General features: G+C 43.1%; 19 protein-coding genes. 6 read left to right on the top strand and 13 right to left on the bottom strand.

Translation table 11 applies throughout. The annotated features are described in order from the left end of the window. Positions 1-58 precede the first annotated feature (58 nt). Positions 59-1,468, top strand: a complete 1,410-nt coding sequence (locus G6R09_RS13925; protein ID WP_163923113.1) for a uracil-xanthine permease family protein — start codon at positions 59-61, stop codon at positions 1,466-1,468. A gap of 92 nt (positions 1,469-1,560) precedes the next feature. On the opposite strand, the gene envZ is transcribed toward G6R09_RS13925, so the two are convergent. Together envZ and ompR are read right to left on the bottom strand one after the other, a co-directional pair. After that, complete coding sequence (gene envZ / locus G6R09_RS13920) at positions 1,561-2,895, bottom strand: two-component system sensor histidine kinase EnvZ (RefSeq protein ID WP_065169260.1); 1,335 nt, start codon at positions 2,893-2,895, stop codon at positions 1,561-1,563. Between the two features lie 3 nt (positions 2,896-2,898). Beyond that, positions 2,899-3,618, bottom strand: coding sequence for a two-component system response regulator OmpR (gene ompR / locus G6R09_RS13915; protein ID WP_060997756.1), 720 nt, complete (start codon positions 3,616-3,618; stop codon positions 2,899-2,901). Positions 3,619-4,034: 416 nt separating this feature from the next. Here ompR and greB point away from each other — a divergent pair, with 416 nt between their 5' ends. Both greB and G6R09_RS13905 read left to right on the top strand, forming a co-directional pair. Further along, complete coding sequence (gene greB, locus G6R09_RS13910) at positions 4,035-4,511, top strand: transcription elongation factor GreB (RefSeq protein ID WP_060997755.1); 477 nt, start codon at positions 4,035-4,037, stop codon at positions 4,509-4,511. Positions 4,512-4,610: 99 nt separating this feature from the next. Continuing rightward, on the top strand, positions 4,611-6,944 hold the full coding sequence (locus tag G6R09_RS13905) for a Tex family protein (protein WP_163923111.1): 2,334 nt from the start codon (positions 4,611-4,613) through the stop codon (positions 6,942-6,944). Positions 6,945-7,008: 64 nt separating this feature from the next. On the opposite strand, the gene G6R09_RS13900 is transcribed toward G6R09_RS13905, so the two are convergent. Together G6R09_RS13900 and bioH are read right to left on the bottom strand one after the other, a co-directional pair. Continuing rightward, the gene (locus tag G6R09_RS13900) at positions 7,009-7,467 is read right to left on the bottom strand and encodes an ATP-dependent Lon protease (protein WP_107204553.1); all 459 of its coding nucleotides are present in this window, start codon (positions 7,465-7,467) and stop codon (positions 7,009-7,011) included. Positions 7,468-7,597: 130 nt separating this feature from the next. Then, positions 7,598-8,362: a pimeloyl-ACP methyl ester esterase BioH gene (gene bioH, locus G6R09_RS13895; protein ID WP_065169257.1), complete on the bottom strand. Its 765-nt coding sequence runs from the start codon at positions 8,360-8,362 to the stop codon at positions 7,598-7,600. Between the two features lie 35 nt (positions 8,363-8,397). Here bioH and G6R09_RS13890 point away from each other — a divergent pair, with 35 nt between their 5' ends. Both G6R09_RS13890 and nfuA read left to right on the top strand, forming a co-directional pair. Further along, positions 8,398-9,108, top strand: a complete 711-nt coding sequence (locus tag G6R09_RS13890; protein WP_065169256.1) for an amidophosphoribosyltransferase — start codon at positions 8,398-8,400, stop codon at positions 9,106-9,108. A gap of 129 nt (positions 9,109-9,237) precedes the next feature. Then, entirely contained in the window at positions 9,238-9,822 is a 585-nt protein-coding gene (gene nfuA, locus G6R09_RS13885; RefSeq protein ID WP_087845726.1) for a Fe-S biogenesis protein NfuA, read from the top strand. Between the two features lie 72 nt (positions 9,823-9,894). Here the strand turns inward: nfuA and G6R09_RS13880 are convergent, their stop codons facing one another. The 7 genes from G6R09_RS13880 to G6R09_RS13850 form a co-directional block, all read right to left on the bottom strand. Further along, complete coding sequence (locus G6R09_RS13880) at positions 9,895-10,275, bottom strand: 3D domain-containing protein (RefSeq protein ID WP_065169254.1); 381 nt, start codon at positions 10,273-10,275, stop codon at positions 9,895-9,897. Between the two features lie 96 nt (positions 10,276-10,371). Next, complete coding sequence (locus tag G6R09_RS13875) at positions 10,372-10,761, bottom strand: 3D domain-containing protein (RefSeq protein ID WP_065169351.1); 390 nt, start codon at positions 10,759-10,761, stop codon at positions 10,372-10,374. A gap of 112 nt (positions 10,762-10,873) precedes the next feature. Then, positions 10,874-12,214 (bottom strand): MATE family efflux transporter DinF, encoded by a 1,341-nt coding sequence (dinF, locus tag G6R09_RS13870; RefSeq protein WP_065169253.1) that lies wholly within the window; start codon positions 12,212-12,214, stop codon positions 10,874-10,876. A gap of 101 nt (positions 12,215-12,315) precedes the next feature. Further along, a complete protein-coding gene (gene cyoE, locus G6R09_RS13865) occupies positions 12,316-13,236 on the bottom strand; it encodes a heme o synthase (protein WP_163923108.1) in 921 nt (306 codons plus the stop codon). A 4-nt stretch (positions 13,237-13,240) separates the two neighbouring features. Beyond that, positions 13,241-14,284, bottom strand: a complete 1,044-nt coding sequence (locus G6R09_RS13860) for a heme A synthase (RefSeq protein WP_163923105.1) — start codon at positions 14,282-14,284, stop codon at positions 13,241-13,243. Positions 14,285-14,313: 29 nt separating this feature from the next. Continuing rightward, on the bottom strand, positions 14,314-14,847 hold the full coding sequence (locus tag G6R09_RS13855) for a cytochrome oxidase (RefSeq protein ID WP_087845731.1): 534 nt from the start codon (positions 14,845-14,847) through the stop codon (positions 14,314-14,316). Next, entirely contained in the window at positions 14,844-15,527 is a 684-nt protein-coding gene (locus tag G6R09_RS13850) for an SURF1 family protein (protein WP_304622189.1), read from the bottom strand. Before G6R09_RS13850 ends, G6R09_RS13855 begins: the two co-directional genes overlap by 4 nt. Before the next feature lie 69 nt (positions 15,528-15,596). Between G6R09_RS13850 and G6R09_RS13845 the strand changes: the two genes are divergently transcribed. Further along, positions 15,597-15,809, top strand: a complete 213-nt coding sequence (locus tag G6R09_RS13845; protein WP_065169249.1) for a DUF2909 family protein — start codon at positions 15,597-15,599, stop codon at positions 15,807-15,809. A gap of 53 nt (positions 15,810-15,862) precedes the next feature. Here G6R09_RS13845 and G6R09_RS13840 read toward each other — a convergent pair whose 3' ends face one another. Then, complete coding sequence (locus G6R09_RS13840) at positions 15,863-16,765, bottom strand: cytochrome c oxidase subunit 3 (RefSeq protein WP_065169248.1); 903 nt, start codon at positions 16,763-16,765, stop codon at positions 15,863-15,865. After that, complete coding sequence (locus tag G6R09_RS13835; RefSeq protein ID WP_163923102.1) at positions 16,749-17,327, bottom strand: cytochrome c oxidase assembly protein; 579 nt, start codon at positions 17,325-17,327, stop codon at positions 16,749-16,751. The genes G6R09_RS13840 and G6R09_RS13835 overlap by 17 nt, the downstream gene beginning before the upstream one ends.

The raw sequence follows: 17,327 nt of genomic DNA, 5'->3' as shown, positions 1-17,327 counted from the left end.
AAGCATTCGCCCACTCAGCGCGAATAATGGATACCAGAGAACCGGTTAGGATCGATCAATGACCCAGCATCACACCAGTGCCACGCCAAAAAACTCTGATCTTATTTATCGTTTAGATGATAGACCGCCGCTGCCCCAAACCTTATTTGCAGCCACCCAACATTTACTGGCAATGTTTGTCGCAGTGATCACGCCGTCATTAATTATTTGCCAGTCTTTGGGATTACCCGCCAGTGACACTAACACGATTGTTAGCATGTCATTACTGGCATCAGGGATTGCTTCATTTATTCAAATTAAAACCTTTGGCCCTATTGGTTCGGGATTATTGTCAATTCAAGGTACCAGTTTTAATTTCTTAGGTCCGATTATAGGTGCTGGCTTAGCACTGAAAGCCGGTGGTGCTGACACCCAAACCATGATGGCAGCCATTTTTGGTACCATCATTTTTGCCGCTTTCACTGAAGTATTTATTTCACGGATTTTGCAACATGCGCAACGTATTATTACTCCGTTAGTGTCTGGCATTGTGGTGACATTAATCGGCTTAACCTTAATTCAGATTGGCCTAACGTCCATTGGTGGTGGTTATAGTGCGATTGCCGACGGTAGTTTTGGTAGCCTTGATAATCTGATGCTAGCAGGTACAGTATTAGGGTTTATTGTGTTGCTGAACCGCGTTAAAAATCCTTACTTACGAGTATCATCGATTGTTATTGCCATGGCTGCAGGTACATTACTGGCGTGGCTGTTAGGAATGATAAAAACCGATATCGCCAATACCAACCCATTAATTGCGATTCCAATGCCAATGCAATATGGGCTTAGTTTTGATTGGGGATTATTAGTACCGTTGATGATTGTATTTGCAGTCACTTCATTGGAAGCTATCGGTGATATTACTGCAACCTCAGAGACCTCAGAGCAACCGGTCAAAGGGCCGTTGTACATGAAGCGTATCAAAGGTGGCGTACTCGCCGATGGACTTAACTCAGCCATGGCTGCGGTATTTAATAGCTTTCCCAATTCAACCTTTAGCCAAAACAATGGCATCATTCAGCTAACAGGTGTTGCGAGTCGCTACATTGGTTATTTTGTCGCAGGCATGTTGGTTTTATTAGGATTATTCCCTGATGTCGCTAACTTAGTACAGCTGATTCCAGAACCGGTATTAGGCGGTGCAACTATTGTAATGTTTGGCACCATTGCCGCATCAGGAATTCGAATCATCTCACGCTGTCACCTTGATCGTCGCGCCATTTTAATCATGGCGCTGTCGTTCTCGATGGGATTAGGGATTGCGCAAAAGCCTGAAATTTTGCAATTCCTGCCTGAGATTGTAAAAAGTATTTTATCTTCTGGTATGGCTGCTGGCGGTATTACCGCGATTTTATTAAATATCATTTTACCTGATGATAATGCTGATGCTGTTGAACTGATTGATGAAGCAAAGATCACTCAACACTAATTATCATCCTCATTAAAAAAAGCCCGCCTCATTATGAATTGAGAGCGGGCTTTTTATTGGGTCTTATTTCACAGCCAAGCGAAGTTAAATCCTTACGGCTTGAGCTTATGTAATGGCAAACTGATCTCCACTCTTAGTCCACCTTCACTGCGATTACGCACTGAAATAGCCCCTTCATTTTGATCGATAATTCGCTTCACAATCGCTAACCCAAGCCCTGTACCTTCAGTTGCACTACCTCGGGCTGAATCGCCACGGGTTAATGGCTGAAACATTTTAGTGACTTGATTGGGCTCAATTCCAGGCCCATCATCTTCAACGCAAAACCAAGCGGATTTACGATCAACCGAAGCGCCGCTGGATATTTTCACCCAACCATTACCGTAGCGTTGCGCATTGATCACTAAGTTGGCAACCGCGCGTTTAAGGGCTACCGCATTAGCTGAAATCGTACCCGGTACTGGCGTTAATTGCTGTTCAATAACATTACCATAACTGCCTTCAGTATGTGCCACATCTTCTAACAACAGGTTCAGATCAATATCTTCTTCATCTTGTTTTTTAGTCGATTTTAAATAATCCATAAACTGACTAATGATAGCGTTACATTCTTCAGTATCCGTGATCATCGATTCCGCTAAATAACTGTCTTCTGGTGACATCATTTCAGTCGCGAGTCGAATACGGGTTAATGGTGTCCGCAAGTCATGACTTACCCCTGCCATTAATAAGGCCCGATCATCTTCGAGCTGTTTGATGCCTTGTGACATTTGATTAAAAGCTTTGGTCACAGAGCGAATTTCAGAGGCACCTTGTTCAGGTAACTGCGGCGGTGTTTCACCACGCCCAACTTGCAATGCGGCTTGTTCGAGTTCAACTAACGGTCGATTTTGAATCCGAATAAACAACCAACCACCAGCAATCACTAAGAAAGCAATAATTAAGCTATAACGAAATAACGGTGCGAAATCATCTTCTTGTAATTCAGATAACGGAATACGCATTAAAAAGTTTGGCATCGCATCGGTTTTCATCCACAGCACATAGCTATGAGTGCCAAGCAATAACCGTACATCGGTTGGTGAATGTAATTCACGCGACATTTCTTCACTCAAATAACTAATATGAGTGGCATCATTAAATTCTTCAGCACCTGGAGAATTAGGCGCATGTAACGTCACTCCAAGTTCTTCAAGTAACTTACGTCGAATAGGTCGATCAAGATAAATCGTTTGGCCGTCAGCCATCTTAATATCTTCTTTCAACATCAACTTAACTTCATAAGCTAAAATACGATTAAATTGCTGAATACTTGGTAGTAGCGCGTAATTCACTATGGTGAGATATGAAAAAATCTGGCTTGCGATTAACAAGCCAGCTAATAATATCAGTGTTCGCGCAAAGGTACTTTTGGGCGATAACCGCATGGCTTACGCCTCACGACCATCAGGTACGAAAACATACCCTAAACCCCATACCGTTTGAATATAACGCGGGCGACTCGGATCTTCTTCTACCATGCGGCGTAAACGTGAAATCTGCACATCAATCGAACGTTCCATCGCCGAGTATTCTCGACCACGGGCCATATTCATTAACTTGTCACGTGACATTGGCTCACGCGCATTAGTAACAAGGGCTTTTAATACTGCAAACTCACCCGATGTCAGTGGCATTGGTGCATCGCCGCGGAACATTTCACGGGTGCCAAGATTAAGACGGAACTCACCAAACTCAATCACTTTGCTTGAGACACTAGGTGCGCCCGGAGCTTCAATTGTTTGACGACGTAATACCGCACGAATACGGGCTAATAATTCACGCGGATTAAATGGCTTTGGCAGATAATCATCGGCACCAACTTCAAGGCCAACAATACGATCAACTTCATCGCCTTTTGCTGTCAGCATTAAAATAGGTAGCATGTTGTTAGCATTACGTAGGCGGCGACAGATAGATAAGCCATCTTCACCTGGTAACATTAAATCTAATACCATTAGGTGAAATGTTTCACGCGCCAGTAAACGATCCATTTGCTCGCCATTAGCAACACTGCGTACCTGAAATCCTTGCTCAGAAAGATAACGCTCAAGCAACGCTCGTAAACGCATGTCGTCATCGACCACTAATATCTTATAATTTTCCTGCATTTTTCACCTTCATCGATCACGATAGCAAGTTGTTACTAAGTGTACGCGAGTCGTAATAACTAACGCTTTATTTAACAAACAATAGCGATAATTATCGATACATAATAATCATCACCAGAAATAAATTATAACATGCTAATTAGTCTCATGATTGGGTTATTAACATCACGTAAATATTCAATCGCCACTGTTTTGCTATGTCTTTATAGCATGGAGATTCAACTCTGAATACTGTTTTACTTGAGAGATTAATTTGCTATATCAACACCATAACATTTCACCTTTGGCACTATCTGCTACAACGTATCGACATCATCAACCCGCCACTATTGAGAGGTCGCAATTTATTATCATCCGACTTTCTATTTTGACTCAGCAATGATAGAACAATGCCAAACAATCGCTTGAGAATAATGATGAGAACTAACTTAATCACCCGTGAAGGTTTTGATAAATTAGAACAAGAACTCAATTACTTATGGCGTGAAGAACGCCCAGAAGTCACCAAAAAAGTAACGTGGGCAGCAAGCTTAGGTGATCGCAGTGAAAATGCGGATTACCAATATAATAAAAAGCGGCTACGTGAAATTGACCGCCGAGTACGATTTTTACGTAAACGCTTAGAAGCGGTTAAAGTCATTGATTATTCCCCTCAACAAGACGGCAAGGTGTTTTTTGGTGCTTGGGTTGAGATTGAAAATGAAGCTGGAGAACAAAAAACATTTCGCATTGTAGGTCCAGATGAAATCTATGGCCGCAATGATTACATTTCTATAGATTCACCGATGGCACGGGCATTGCTCAGTAAACAAGTGGACGACGATACCGTGGTAACGACACCGCTAGGTAAAAAGATGTGGTTTATTAATCACATTCGCTATCAAACCCAATAACGCTATTACAGCCTGACACACTCTTCACCGCGGCTGACTTGCCAGATCAAGATTCAGCCGTAGAATGGAAGCTTAACGATCAACAAGAGATATCAACGGATGAGCAACGCTATCAACCAACAGATTGCCACAGAACTGAATGTGCGCACTGAACAAGTGAATGCTGCAGTTACCCTACTTGATGACGGTAATACGGTGCCTTTTATTGCCCGTTACCGCAAAGAAGTCACTGGCGAATTGGATGACACCCAACTACGTCATTTAGAATCACGCTTAAGCTACCTGCGTGAACTCGATAGCCGCCGTCAGGTGATTCTAAAATCAATCACAGAACAAGGTAAGCTGACACCAGCATTGGCAGCTGAGATTAATAGTGCTGACAGTAAAACCCGCCTTGAAGATCTCTACCTGCCTTATAAACAAAAGCGCCGTACTAAGGGACAGATTGCGATTGAGGCTGGCATTGAACCACTTGCAGAGTTGCTATGGAGTCAACCACAGCATTCACCAGAAGAAACGGCACTACAATACCTAAATCCTGAGCAAGGTTTTGCAGATAGCAAAGCTGTGCTTGACGGTGCGCGCGCTATTCTGATGGAGCGCTTTGCTGAAGATGCAGCATTGCTTGAAAAAATTCGCCGCCAGTTAAATACTCACGCCGAACTCACTTCACGTATTATTGAAGGTAAAGAGCACAACGGCGCTAAGTTTAAAGATTATTTCGACTATAACGAGCAGATAAAAAATATTCCATCGCACCGCGCTCTGGCATTATTCCGTGGTCGTAATGAAGGCTTTTTACAACTGTCACTCAACGCTGATCCTAATACCGAACAAGCTGTTCGTAGTTCATATTGTGAAGTGATTATTGCTGAACATTACCACGTTAGTTTAGGCACTCAAGCTGCAGATGCATGGCGCAAACAAGTGATCAGCTGGGCATGGCGCATTAAAATTTTAATGCACATGGAAACTGAACTGATGGGTATTTTACGTGAAAAAGCCGAAGACGGTGCTATTCAAGTATTTGCCGATAACCTCCATGACTTGCTAATGGCAGCCCCAGCAGGACCTCGTGTCACACTGGCGCTCGATCCCGGTTTACGTACCGGTAGTAAAATTGCAGTGGTTGATGAAACCGGCAAAGTATTAGATACCGCCACTATCTATCCACACCAGCCACATAACAAAATTGTCGAATCAACCAAAACAGTCGTGGCGTTAATTAATAAACATAACGTCAACTTAATTGCGATTGGTAACGGCACTGCTTCACGTGAAACAGATGCATTTGTCACTAAACTGATTAAAGACAATCAGCTTAAAGTACAAAGTGTGATGGTCAGTGAAGCTGGCGCATCTGTCTACTCAGCATCAGAACTGGCAGCGAAAGAGTTCCCGAACCTAGATGTTTCCATTCGTGGTGCCGTTTCAATTGGCCGTCGTCTGCAAGACCCACTAGCAGAACTCGTTAAAATCGATCCCAAATCAATCGGTGTTGGTCAATACCAGCATGATGTTAGTCAAAGCATGCTGGCTAAACGTTTGGACGTGGTAGTCGAAGACTGTGTGAACGCCGTTGGTGTTGATGTCAATACCGCATCTGCTGCACTACTCACGCGCGTTGCTGGCTTAAATACTACCATTGCACAAAATATTGTTAATTATCGCGATGAAAATGGCCGCTTTGATAGTCGTACTGCGCTTAAAAAAGTGGCGCGTTTAGGGCCAAAAGCGTTTGAGCAATGTGCTGGATTCTTGCGAATAATGAACGGCAAAAACCCACTTGATGGCTCTGCGGTTCATCCTGAATCTTACGCGGTGGTGAAAGCCATTTCAGCAGCTAACAATAAACCTGTTAATGCGATCATCGGTAATACCGATTTCCTACGCAGCTTAAAAGCGGCGGACTACACTGATACTAATTTTGGTGTACCTACGGTAACCGACATCATTAGCGAGCTTGATAAACCTGGTCGAGATCCTCGCCCTGAATTTAAAACAGCAACCTTTGCTGATGGCGTCAACGAAGTAAAAGACTTAATTCCTGGTATGGTCTTAGAAGGCGTGATCACAAACGTGACGAACTTTGGTGCTTTTGTTGACGTTGGTGTTCACCAAGATGGTTTGATCCATATCTCTGCCCTATCTGATAAATTTATTTCAGATCCACGTGAAGTGGTTAAAGCCGGTGATGTGGTGAAAGTTAAAGTGATGGAAGTCGATGTTCAGCGTAAACGTATTGCGATGACGATGCGTTTAAGTGATGAGCCTGGTCAAGAAAAACCAACTCGCCAAACCACTAACACCACGGCATCTCGTCAACAACCATCATCGCAACAAACGCGTCAACATACGCCACCAGCATCCAAAAACAACCCTCCTATGGGCGGTGCTTTTGCGGCTGCGTTTGCCAATGCTAAGAAAAAATAATCACGATTAAACGCTAAAGAATGAGCGACATACTCGCAGTCAGACTCCCCGTCTGGCTGTGAGTTTAAATAACCGTCAAATACTGCGTCGGTGGATTAGGCAGTGTTGCTTGAGCATAATGATGACTGACGACTCCTTTAGTGCGCTCACTATCACTGATCAATGCTAGCTGCGCTAACAACTCACGTGGTAACTCAATGTGCATCGAATAACCGAGATCTGCAGCTGGCGCAACGTAATTATCCAACGATAACACTCGCACAATTTGAGCTAATTGGCGTTGATAGCCCTCAAATAGTTTCGGCTGTGATTGCGAATAATCAGGGTGCTCACTTGCATCCCAACTGGGCTTATTACGCTGTTTTTCTTCTGCCGTCAGGGATTTTTCTGCTGTCGCGGCACTACTCTCAACCACAGGTATGATTTTTTCACGCACACGGTTATCTCGCGCCACTTGATCTGTTAATGGATTAACCGTTGTCGCTAATACCGGCACACTTGATTGTAATGGAGCAATCACCATCTTGAAAAACCCACCGTTGCTATGCAAAACGCGTTATAACATCCTAGGTACTATATCGACCGCCTACGATAATTATTTACCTCAATAATCATTGCGTAATGCCCTTATCTCTCGCATTCCGCAGCAGCAGTTAACCAATAAAATCACTCACAACAGCAATAAACTCATCCAAATGAGAAATAAACGGTGCATGTGATGCATCAGCAAAAACATAGCTTTGTGAATGAGGATATTGGGCACTTAATACAGGCTCAGTTTTAATCGGCACTAACGCATCTAATCGTCCATATAAACGTAACCACGGTTGTGACAATTCCACTAATAATGGTCGTAAATCAACATTTTCTAATAATTCCAGCCCAAGTGTTAACGCAGCTAATTGCGGCTGTGGTCTTGATAATACTGCTGCTTTCAATTGTCGAATGTCTTCTTTTGCAGTACGACTCCCTAAGCCCTGCAACACCAGAAACCGTTCAATGGTAATGGCAAAATCAGTCACTAGTTGGGTTTGAAAATTCGCCAACACCCGTGGCTGAATACCGGTCCAATCCATTCGTGACATAAAGCATGGCGAACTAGCAACAGTAATCAATTTGGTCACTCTTGATGGTGCCGTTAGTGCCGCTTGTGTCGCAATCACTCCACCTAATGACCAACCTAACCACACTGCAGTTGGCGGCGCTTGGGCTAATAACAGTTCAACAATGTCAGTTAATGAAGTCGCACTAATACCGCCGTTATCACCATAACCTGGTAGATCGCACCAATGGACACAATAATGCTGACTGAGCATCGGGATCACATCTTGCCATACGCCGATATTCATTCCCCATCCATGAATGAGAACCAGATCAGGCCCTTGACCTTCACTGTACCAATTAAGCTGTGGTGTCATTTATAGTTCCCTGCATCGATTGTTTATGAGTAATAATGATGCCAAATAGAGTGCCATCATGGCGAGATAATTTATACCATCGATTATTGTTTAGACATTGTTCGCTGTGCCAATTGCCACTCACTCACACCGAACAGTATTGGTGCAACCATTGTATTAGCCACTTTCCAACCCAGCCCTATTGCCAACATTGTGGGACCACCATGTTGCATAGCGTTACTAATTGTGGTCGCTGTCTAAGCAAGCCACCGCGATGGCATCGCCTCTATCGCTTAGGTGAATATCGGCCACCATTACAGCAACTGATCCATCAATTTAAATTTTATGGCAAGTTTTGGTTAGCTCAGCCACTGGCACAACAACTCGCTCACCAAATTACTGACCCTGCTCCACTATTGTTACCAGTTCCACTCCATTGGCGACGCTACTGCCTGCGCGGGTTTAATCAAAGCCATCAATTGGCATTAGCATTAGCTGCTATTTTACATAGCCAAGTTAATCAACATGCTTTTCAACGACTGCGCCATACACCGCCTCAGCAGCAACTGACTAAAAATCAGCGCCGTTACAATCTTAAGCATGCCTTTAAATTACACCCGTGCTGTTTGCCTGATCATGTCGCTATCATTGACGATGTCGTCACCACTGGTGCCACAGTCGATCAATTAACCCAATTACTGCTGCAGCGTGGCGTTAAACGTGTTGATATTTATGCGCTATGTCATACTGAACAATCAGTTAATTAATCTTGTATAAAAAAGACGCGCATTAATTAATAAAACGTGGTCAAATAAAAAATGTCGCTTTAAAGATGCGACAATGACTCACAAAGAGTAGAATGAATAAAACTTACTAAATAAGTCAGGTATTACATCGTGTCCATGATCACTATTACTGAAAGCGCTCAGCAGCACTTCGGCAAGCTTCTTGCCCAGCAGCCTGAGGGTACTAATATCCGTGTTTTTGTTGTAAACCCAGGCACCCAAAGTGCTGAATGTGGCGTATCCTACTGCCCACCAGAAGCGGTTGAAGCAAGTGATACGGAAATGAAACTTGAGCTATTTTCTGCTTTTATCGACGAATTAAGCCTTCCCTTCCTTGATGACGCTGAAATTGATTTTGTCACTGACAAAATGGGTTCACAGCTAACATTAAAAGCACCTAACGCTAAAGTGCGTAAAGTTGCTGATGATGCGTCATTGATGGAACGTGTTGATTACGTACTTCAAACTCAAATTAACCCCCAACTTGCAGGTCATGGCGGTCACGTGTCCCTGTCTGAAATCACTGAAGATGGTGTTGCTATTCTTCAATTTGGTGGTGGTTGTAATGGTTGTTCTATGGTTGATGTAACGCTAAAAGAAGGCATTGAGAAAGAGCTACTAGTGCAATTTGAAGGCGAATTAACCGGCGCACGTGATATTACTGATCACGCTCGTGGCGATCACTCTTACTATTAATGGTATAGAGCCACAATTGCAGCAGATAGCAAAAAGCCGCATTTAAAGTGCGGCTTTTTTATTATTGAACGATCAATTTAGGATTTGAATAGTGACCGTACGCTTGCCCCATTTACGAGCCGCTTTTACATCGTTACCCATATAAATATCGATCTTATTACGCCAACGACGGTGCATTTTATCCAGCACAATATACTCACCAGTTAAGCCTTGAATTTTAATTCGAGTGCCCTTTTTAAATCCTTTCTGAAGTAAATCTCGTGATATTGCGACAGCTTTCATACCCGGCTTTAATCGCACTCCCCAAGCGGTCAGATTAGGTTGATGATTGGTTTGCGCCCGTACTGAATTGTAAGCGCTTGCAGTAACCTGCAATGTTTTTATCGAACCAGCATAGCTAGGCAAGCTAAAAAGCAGTGATAAAAGCACCACAAAATATATCGATTTTTTCATTTTATACAATGCCTTGGAAGTCAAAGCTGCGTATTAAACCAAAAACCTGCCGTCAATAATATGTTTAAAGAGCATTAATAGCGCTATTAAATAGAATTATGTTCTAACAACCGTGATAGTTACCCGTCGTTTACCCCAATTTTTAGCCGCTCTAACATCTTTACCCATATAGATATCAATCTTACGACTCCAGCGATGGTGCATTTTATCCAGTACCACATATTCACCGGGTAAACCTGAGATTTTGACTTTAGAGCCACGTTTTAACCCCATTTTAAGTAAATCCCGAGAAACAGCGATAGCTTTCATGCCCGGCTTTAAACGATCTCCCCAAGCTGCAATATTAGGGCTAGCATCTGTTTGTGCTCGCACTGAATTATATGCTGTTGCGGTAACATTCAATTTTTTAAAACTGTTGGCATAGCTATGAACACTGAAAGTTAAACTCAGCACCAACAATAAATAACCTATAATCTTGTTTGTCATTTGCACCACCTGGATAATAAGTGAACGCATTTAAGCAAATCATAATCATGATTGAAAGCCTTTTTTGTGTAAAAAAACGTCAATTCCATTCACAAAAATGATAACTGGTTGTTTATAAAGTGTGTGGTAAAAATATGTTTTTCCGCCATTGCGAAATAAATATCACAGCTAATATCGCCCCTCGCAACGCCATAAAACCCACCATCGCCGCCCATAAAGCATGATTACCATAGCTGCTCATTGACCACCAAATCACAAAGAATCCGCAGGTTGCTAAAAACATGCTATTACGCATATCTTTACCACGTGTCGCACCAATAAAGACCCCGTCCAATAAAAAGCACCACATCGCGACTAGCGGCACTGCTGTTAACCACGGCAAATAATTATCGGCTTGTTGTTGGACTGCAGGAATATCAGAAATAATTGCAACTATTTGAGTGCCAAAAACAGCAAAAATAGCGGTTAATCCTAATGAAATTAATAAACTCCAAAATGTTGTCCCAACCAAATAACGCTCAAGTTGGCCCTTATTTCTAGCCCCAACGGCTTTTCCGACCAAGGCCTCCATTGCATAGGCAAAGCCATCCATCGCATAAGACACCAGCATTAAAAAACTCATTAATACCGCATTGGCTGCCACCACATTATCGCCTAAATGTGCTCCCTGAAAGGTCATAAAGGTAAATGTCGCTTGCAAACATAAGCTGCGTAAAAAGATGTCGCGATTGAGCTTTAGTAATCGCCCCATACCATGACGAACACTGGTCAGCTTTTGTTTTAGTGGCGGTAAACCTAAACGTAACCATTGTTGAGCGACAAACCATAAGCCCAATATCATGCCACTGTAATCAGCGATAACAGATGCTGCTGCGGCACCTTGCACTTGCCACCCAAAACCCAGCACAAATACTAAATCTAGCGTTATATTGACGACGTTCGTTACAATAAGTAACCACATTGGTAATTTTGCATTTTGCATGCCCAACAACCATCCCATGATCACAAAATTAGCTAAAGCCGCAGGTGCGCCCCAAATACGGGTCGAGAAATACTGGTTCGCATATAATTTCACTTCACTGCCAGCGCTACTAAAATGAAAAATGAGCTGACTTACTGGTTGGTGTAATGCCACCAATACTGCACCCAATAGCCATGCAAGTGCCATGCCTTGAACAAAAATAACCGCTTGAGCATCTTTATTAGCGCTGCCTTGCGCCTGAGCAGTAATGCCTGTGGTTGCCATGCGTAAAAAACCCAGCAACCACAGCGTCACATTGATCATGGTGCCACCCACAGCAACACCACCTAAATACCATGATTGATCAAGATGACCGATAACCGCAGCATCGACCAATCCTAACAATGGCACGGTAATATTAGACAGCACCATCGGCAGCGCTAACGCGAAAACCTGATAATGAAGTGATTTATCTTTTAATGCAGCAAACACCGGCTTCCCTTTAACTTTCCAAAGTAAGGAACCAGTTTACCATTTGAGAAGGGTGACAACAGGCTGATTAAGATAACAAAGGCTCAGCCTGTGAAGTAATATTAAGCAGGTATAAAGGCTAACCACCAATGGTCAACTAATAACACCACAAACAAGGCTAATATATGCCAAATTGAATAGTTAAATGTTGCCCATGCATGACCTGCGCTATCAAAAAATTTTAGCTTAATGGCATAACCAATAAAACCAAGGTTTAACATGCTACTACCAATTAAATAAACCCCACCACTCATGCCAGTTAGCCATGGTAACAACCCGACCGCAAACAACAATAAGGTATAAAACAGCACCATGGTTTTGGTGTATTCAATCCCATGCGTCACCGGTAACATCGGTATACCCGCTTTGGCGTAATCATCACGACGATGAATTGCCAGCGCCCAAAAATGCGGCGGTGTCCATACAAAAACCAGCATCACTAATAACAGCGCATGAGGACTCACACTGCCTGTCACTGCTGTCCAACCTAATAATGGCGGCGCTGCTCCAGCTAAGCCGCCAATGACAATATTCTGCGGCGTAGCGTGTTTTAACCATACGGTATATACCAGCGCATAACCGACTAAACTTGCCATCGTTAACCATGCCGTCAGTGGATTTAGCTGCCACAGTAAAAGAAATCCTGACACCATTAACAGACTTGCAAACAACACTGCATTGACTGTTACGATACGCCCTTTTGCTAATGGTCGATGATAAGTTCGTGCCATTTGAGCATCAAAACGCCGATCAAGCACATGATTAAATACCGCGGCAGCAGCGGATTGTAAGCCAATCCCAGCCAATCCCAGCACCACCACTTTGAACGAGGGTACCGTTGGCACCGCAAGACACATACCAACCAATGCCGTCAGCAATAACATTGCCACCACTTTCGGTTTGGTCATGGTTAAATAATCTCGCCACGCAGCAGTGGTTAATGTCACACCACTGCTGCGTTCAAGCCATTGTAATTTATCCATATGATTACTCCTGCGGTAATGGCTGCACTATAGTACGTGACCGTCGAGACCCCACTCCTACTCGATAACTCACACTCACCATCATTACTAACAAACCCAGACCAGTAACATTGTGAGCAACAGCGACTGCTAGCGGTAAACTGGCCACCACATTTGTCACTCCAAGTGCAATTTGCACTAACAACAACAGCACTAACCCAAAGCTATAACGTCGTAATGAGTGCTGTAACCAACATAACCATGCCATGGTTAATACCACTACCGTAGTAATCATGGCGCCAATACGATGTACCACATGAATCGACACCCGCTGGCCATAATCAAGCACGCCATATTGATAACTATCATGCGGTGGCTGTACTAATAAAAAAGCTTTTGCATCAAACAATTGTTGCCAATTGGCTTCACAAATCGGCAGTTGACTACACACCAATGCGGCATAGTTCGCCGCAGTCCATCCACCTAAAGCAATTTGAAAAAAAACCACTATAACGCTGATGATCGCTGCGATTCGTAACCGACGTAAGGGTTTGGCTGCAATCTTGGTTATGATTGAGGGTGGCGATTGAAGTTGTAACCGCAATAGCCACAATAAACTCACAATGCAAAAGCCACCTAATAAGTGCGCCATGACTACAGCTGGCATCAACACTAACGTCACGGTCCACATACCCAATAAGGCTTGTACGACCACCATACATAATAACAATGATGGTAATAGTTTCGGTCGCGATGGTTTTCGCCACGCCATAATATTAATAGCAGCAATGAATAAACCTAAGCTACCTGCAATATAGCGATGCAACATTTCATTCCATGCTTTTTGAGGTTCTAACGGTGTTTGAGGAAAAAATGTAGCGGCAGTTTGTTGCTCAAGTGCGGTTTGAGGCACAGTTAAAAAACCGTAACAACCTGGCCAATCTGGGCAACCTAGCCCTGCTTCCGTTAGCCGAGTAAACGCCCCGAGAGCCACGACAGCTACTGACAATACACAACTAAAACTGACTAAAAAAAAGAAATATCGATCATTATTAGTGGTAGTAATCATTCGTTATCCTCCCTAATGACAGCAATGACTTAACCTATTTTTGAGACTTTTAGTAACCGTTTTAAATCACGCAAAACATCTTTTCCTTGACGTAATATCTGTTGTTCACCCGTCACCAATGGATAAGCCATTAGCATATTACCGTGAGGATCAGCGATATAAATGGTTGCCAAACCATATTCTAATTGTGCTAACTGTTGCTGTAGCGAAGTCTCTATTTGGCGCTGTTCTAACCCCTGCAGCAATGATGTTGCAGCGCTATTATCATTACTGACCAATACGACACTCTGTAGCCGATGACTATCAGCTCCGGCTGCTTGTGGCACTTGGCGCAAATTAAATAACGCACCTTGGCAATGTGCATCACAACGCGCAGGAAGCCGATAAATTAGTTGCCATGTCTGCGGTAGCGCAAATTCAGCAATGGTGACTGCTGGCTGTAATAATTGACCACGATTTGTGACACCACCTTGATACCACTGCTGGTGTAACATCACTTTCGCTATGATTATCGGTAACGCAAACACCAATCCGACCACTAATAATATCTGATATTTTTTCATACAGCTTGCTCCCTGCGTAGCCATAATAAAGACATAAAAACCACTGCAATCGCGAGTAAAAACCACTGCATTGCATAGCCATAATGTTTCTTTGGTCCCATCACGACTGGCTGCCATGTTTGCGTTAATGCGATAGGACTTGAGGGTGATATTTGAATAATCCACGGTAATAGTGGTTGTTGTAACTGTTGAGTTAGCCAAATTAATTCAATATTTTGCACTCGTAATGGCCATTGATTATCAGCATTATCCGGCTTAAATTGTAATAACTGCTGCGCTGGAGCAACCACACCAGTAATGATTTGACGACCATTAAAGGTCGGTAACGTCGGCAATATATTTCGATATGGTGGAGCAGCAATCCAACCGAGGTTAACTAATACTCGTTGTTGCTGGCTCACAAAAGGCAAGTAAAGATGGTAGCCCGGGCGGCCACGGTAAAGCTGGTTATCTAATAAGATCGGGCGACTATTATCAAATTCACCTTCAATGGTAATGCTATGCCATAGCGGTTGCAGCGGCAGATTGGCTAAATCAACCAACACCGTTTGCTGCCGCGTCGTTACTTGCGATTGTAACTGCTGCTTTTCATTGGCACGGCTCATTTGCCACCACCCCAGTTTTAATAACAAAGCAACAACGGCAATGGTAAACATAATAAAAGCGATAGATCGCATCATTAAGTATCCTTTTATCGCTAACAGTTAAAACCCGCTATGCTTTAAATAGCCACTTGAGGAGCATCTAACATGCTAATTAAATTGTTATTTATCATCTTATTACTGCTAATGATTATTTATCTATTTCGTGCTCTGCCACTGATGTTAAAAGCGCAATCATCACGACCGCTATCATATTATCTTGGGCGACGGTTACTGATTGCGGTCATTTTGTTTGGATTACTCGTTATTGCTTTAATGACCGGTATTATTCAACCTAACCCTGATCCTTATACGCTTTAACCACCCTCGCTTTACTCACTTTTGTTGAGCTACTTAAGATCGTGCTTAATGGGCTATAAAATATAAACAAACACGAATAAGCATAACCACACCACATCAACAAAATGCCAATACCAAGCACCTGCTTGAAAAGCAAAATGGTGCTGAGGGGTAAAGTGTCCTTTTAAAACTCGGCACCAAACAATGAACAATAACACCGCCCCTAAAGTGACATGGACACCGTGAAAGCCAGTTAACATAAAGAAGGTGTTACCGTAAACACCACTCTCGAGGCGTAAGTTAAGATCACGATAAGCGTGGATATATTCCACCGCTTGAAGATAGACAAACACTCCACCAAGTAACACTGTGACTAATAAAAACAGGCTTAATCGACGCCGTTGATTATTTTCTAGCGCCAGATGCGCAACATGCAGCGTGATGGATGAAGTGAGCAGAATAATGGTGTTATATAACGGTAATCCAATCGGCCCCATTGCTTGAGTTTCAGTACCATCAGGGGTTACAACCAGTGGCCAATCGGCAACAAAATGCGGCCATAATACAATGTTGGTCATGGCATTATTACTGGCACCACCGAGCCAAGGTACGGCAATCATACGTATATAAAATAACGCTCCAAAAAATGCGCCAAAGAACATCACTTCCGAGAAAATAAACCAACTCATGCCTTGTCGAAACGAGCGATCCATTTGAGTACTGTATAAGCCCCCCATAGATTCGATGATCACATCGCGAAACCAACCGGTTAGCATGATTAAAATTAATCCAACTCCGGTTAATAAAATCCACGGCCCTTGCCCCGCCAATAAATCACCAACGGTCGCTCCTGCACCTAAGGCAATTAAGAACAATGCCACCGCCCCTAAAATAGGCCAACCACTCGCCTCTGGTACATAATATTCATCAGGGTTTGCTAGCGTAGATTGCTTAGAATCATCATAAGAGTTCGACATTTTTCACCTCATTATCTTGCTCATTAGATTGAGTAAGGGGTTGCGCAGTAGCACTTACGTCATAAAGGGTGTATGCCAATGTAAGGACTTCAATATCACGCGGTAGATCAGGATCGACATAAAATACCAGCGGCAACTCAGCCTCTTGACCTGCAGCTAATGGTTGATGGTTAAAACAAAAACACTCAATTTTATTAAAATATTGTGCGGCAATCCCTGGAGTTACAGACGGTACAGCTTGGCCGATAGATGGTTGAGGATTAAGGTTTTTTGCCTGATAGTTAATGATTTTTGTCTCCCCTGGGTGAACATTCACTTGCGTTACCTGAGGTGTAAATTGCCACTTCACATCTGGATTAATATAAGCAACAAACTCCACCGTCACGGTTCGAGTTCGATCAACCCTATCGCTAGCCGCCGTTGGCGTTGTCGCCGTTTTGCCATTAATACCGGTAATATCACAAAACACGTCATATAAAGGCACTAATGCAAACGCGAACCCAAACATTGCTATAGCTGCAAATACCAATCCAATCACCGAACGTCTTGATTGCGGCTCCAT

This window comes from Photobacterium sp. Alg240-V54 (assembly GCF_900537155.1).
Lineage (GTDB): Bacteria > Pseudomonadota > Gammaproteobacteria > Enterobacterales > Vibrionaceae > Photobacterium.
This window is presented reverse-complemented; position numbering and strand designations above follow the sequence as displayed.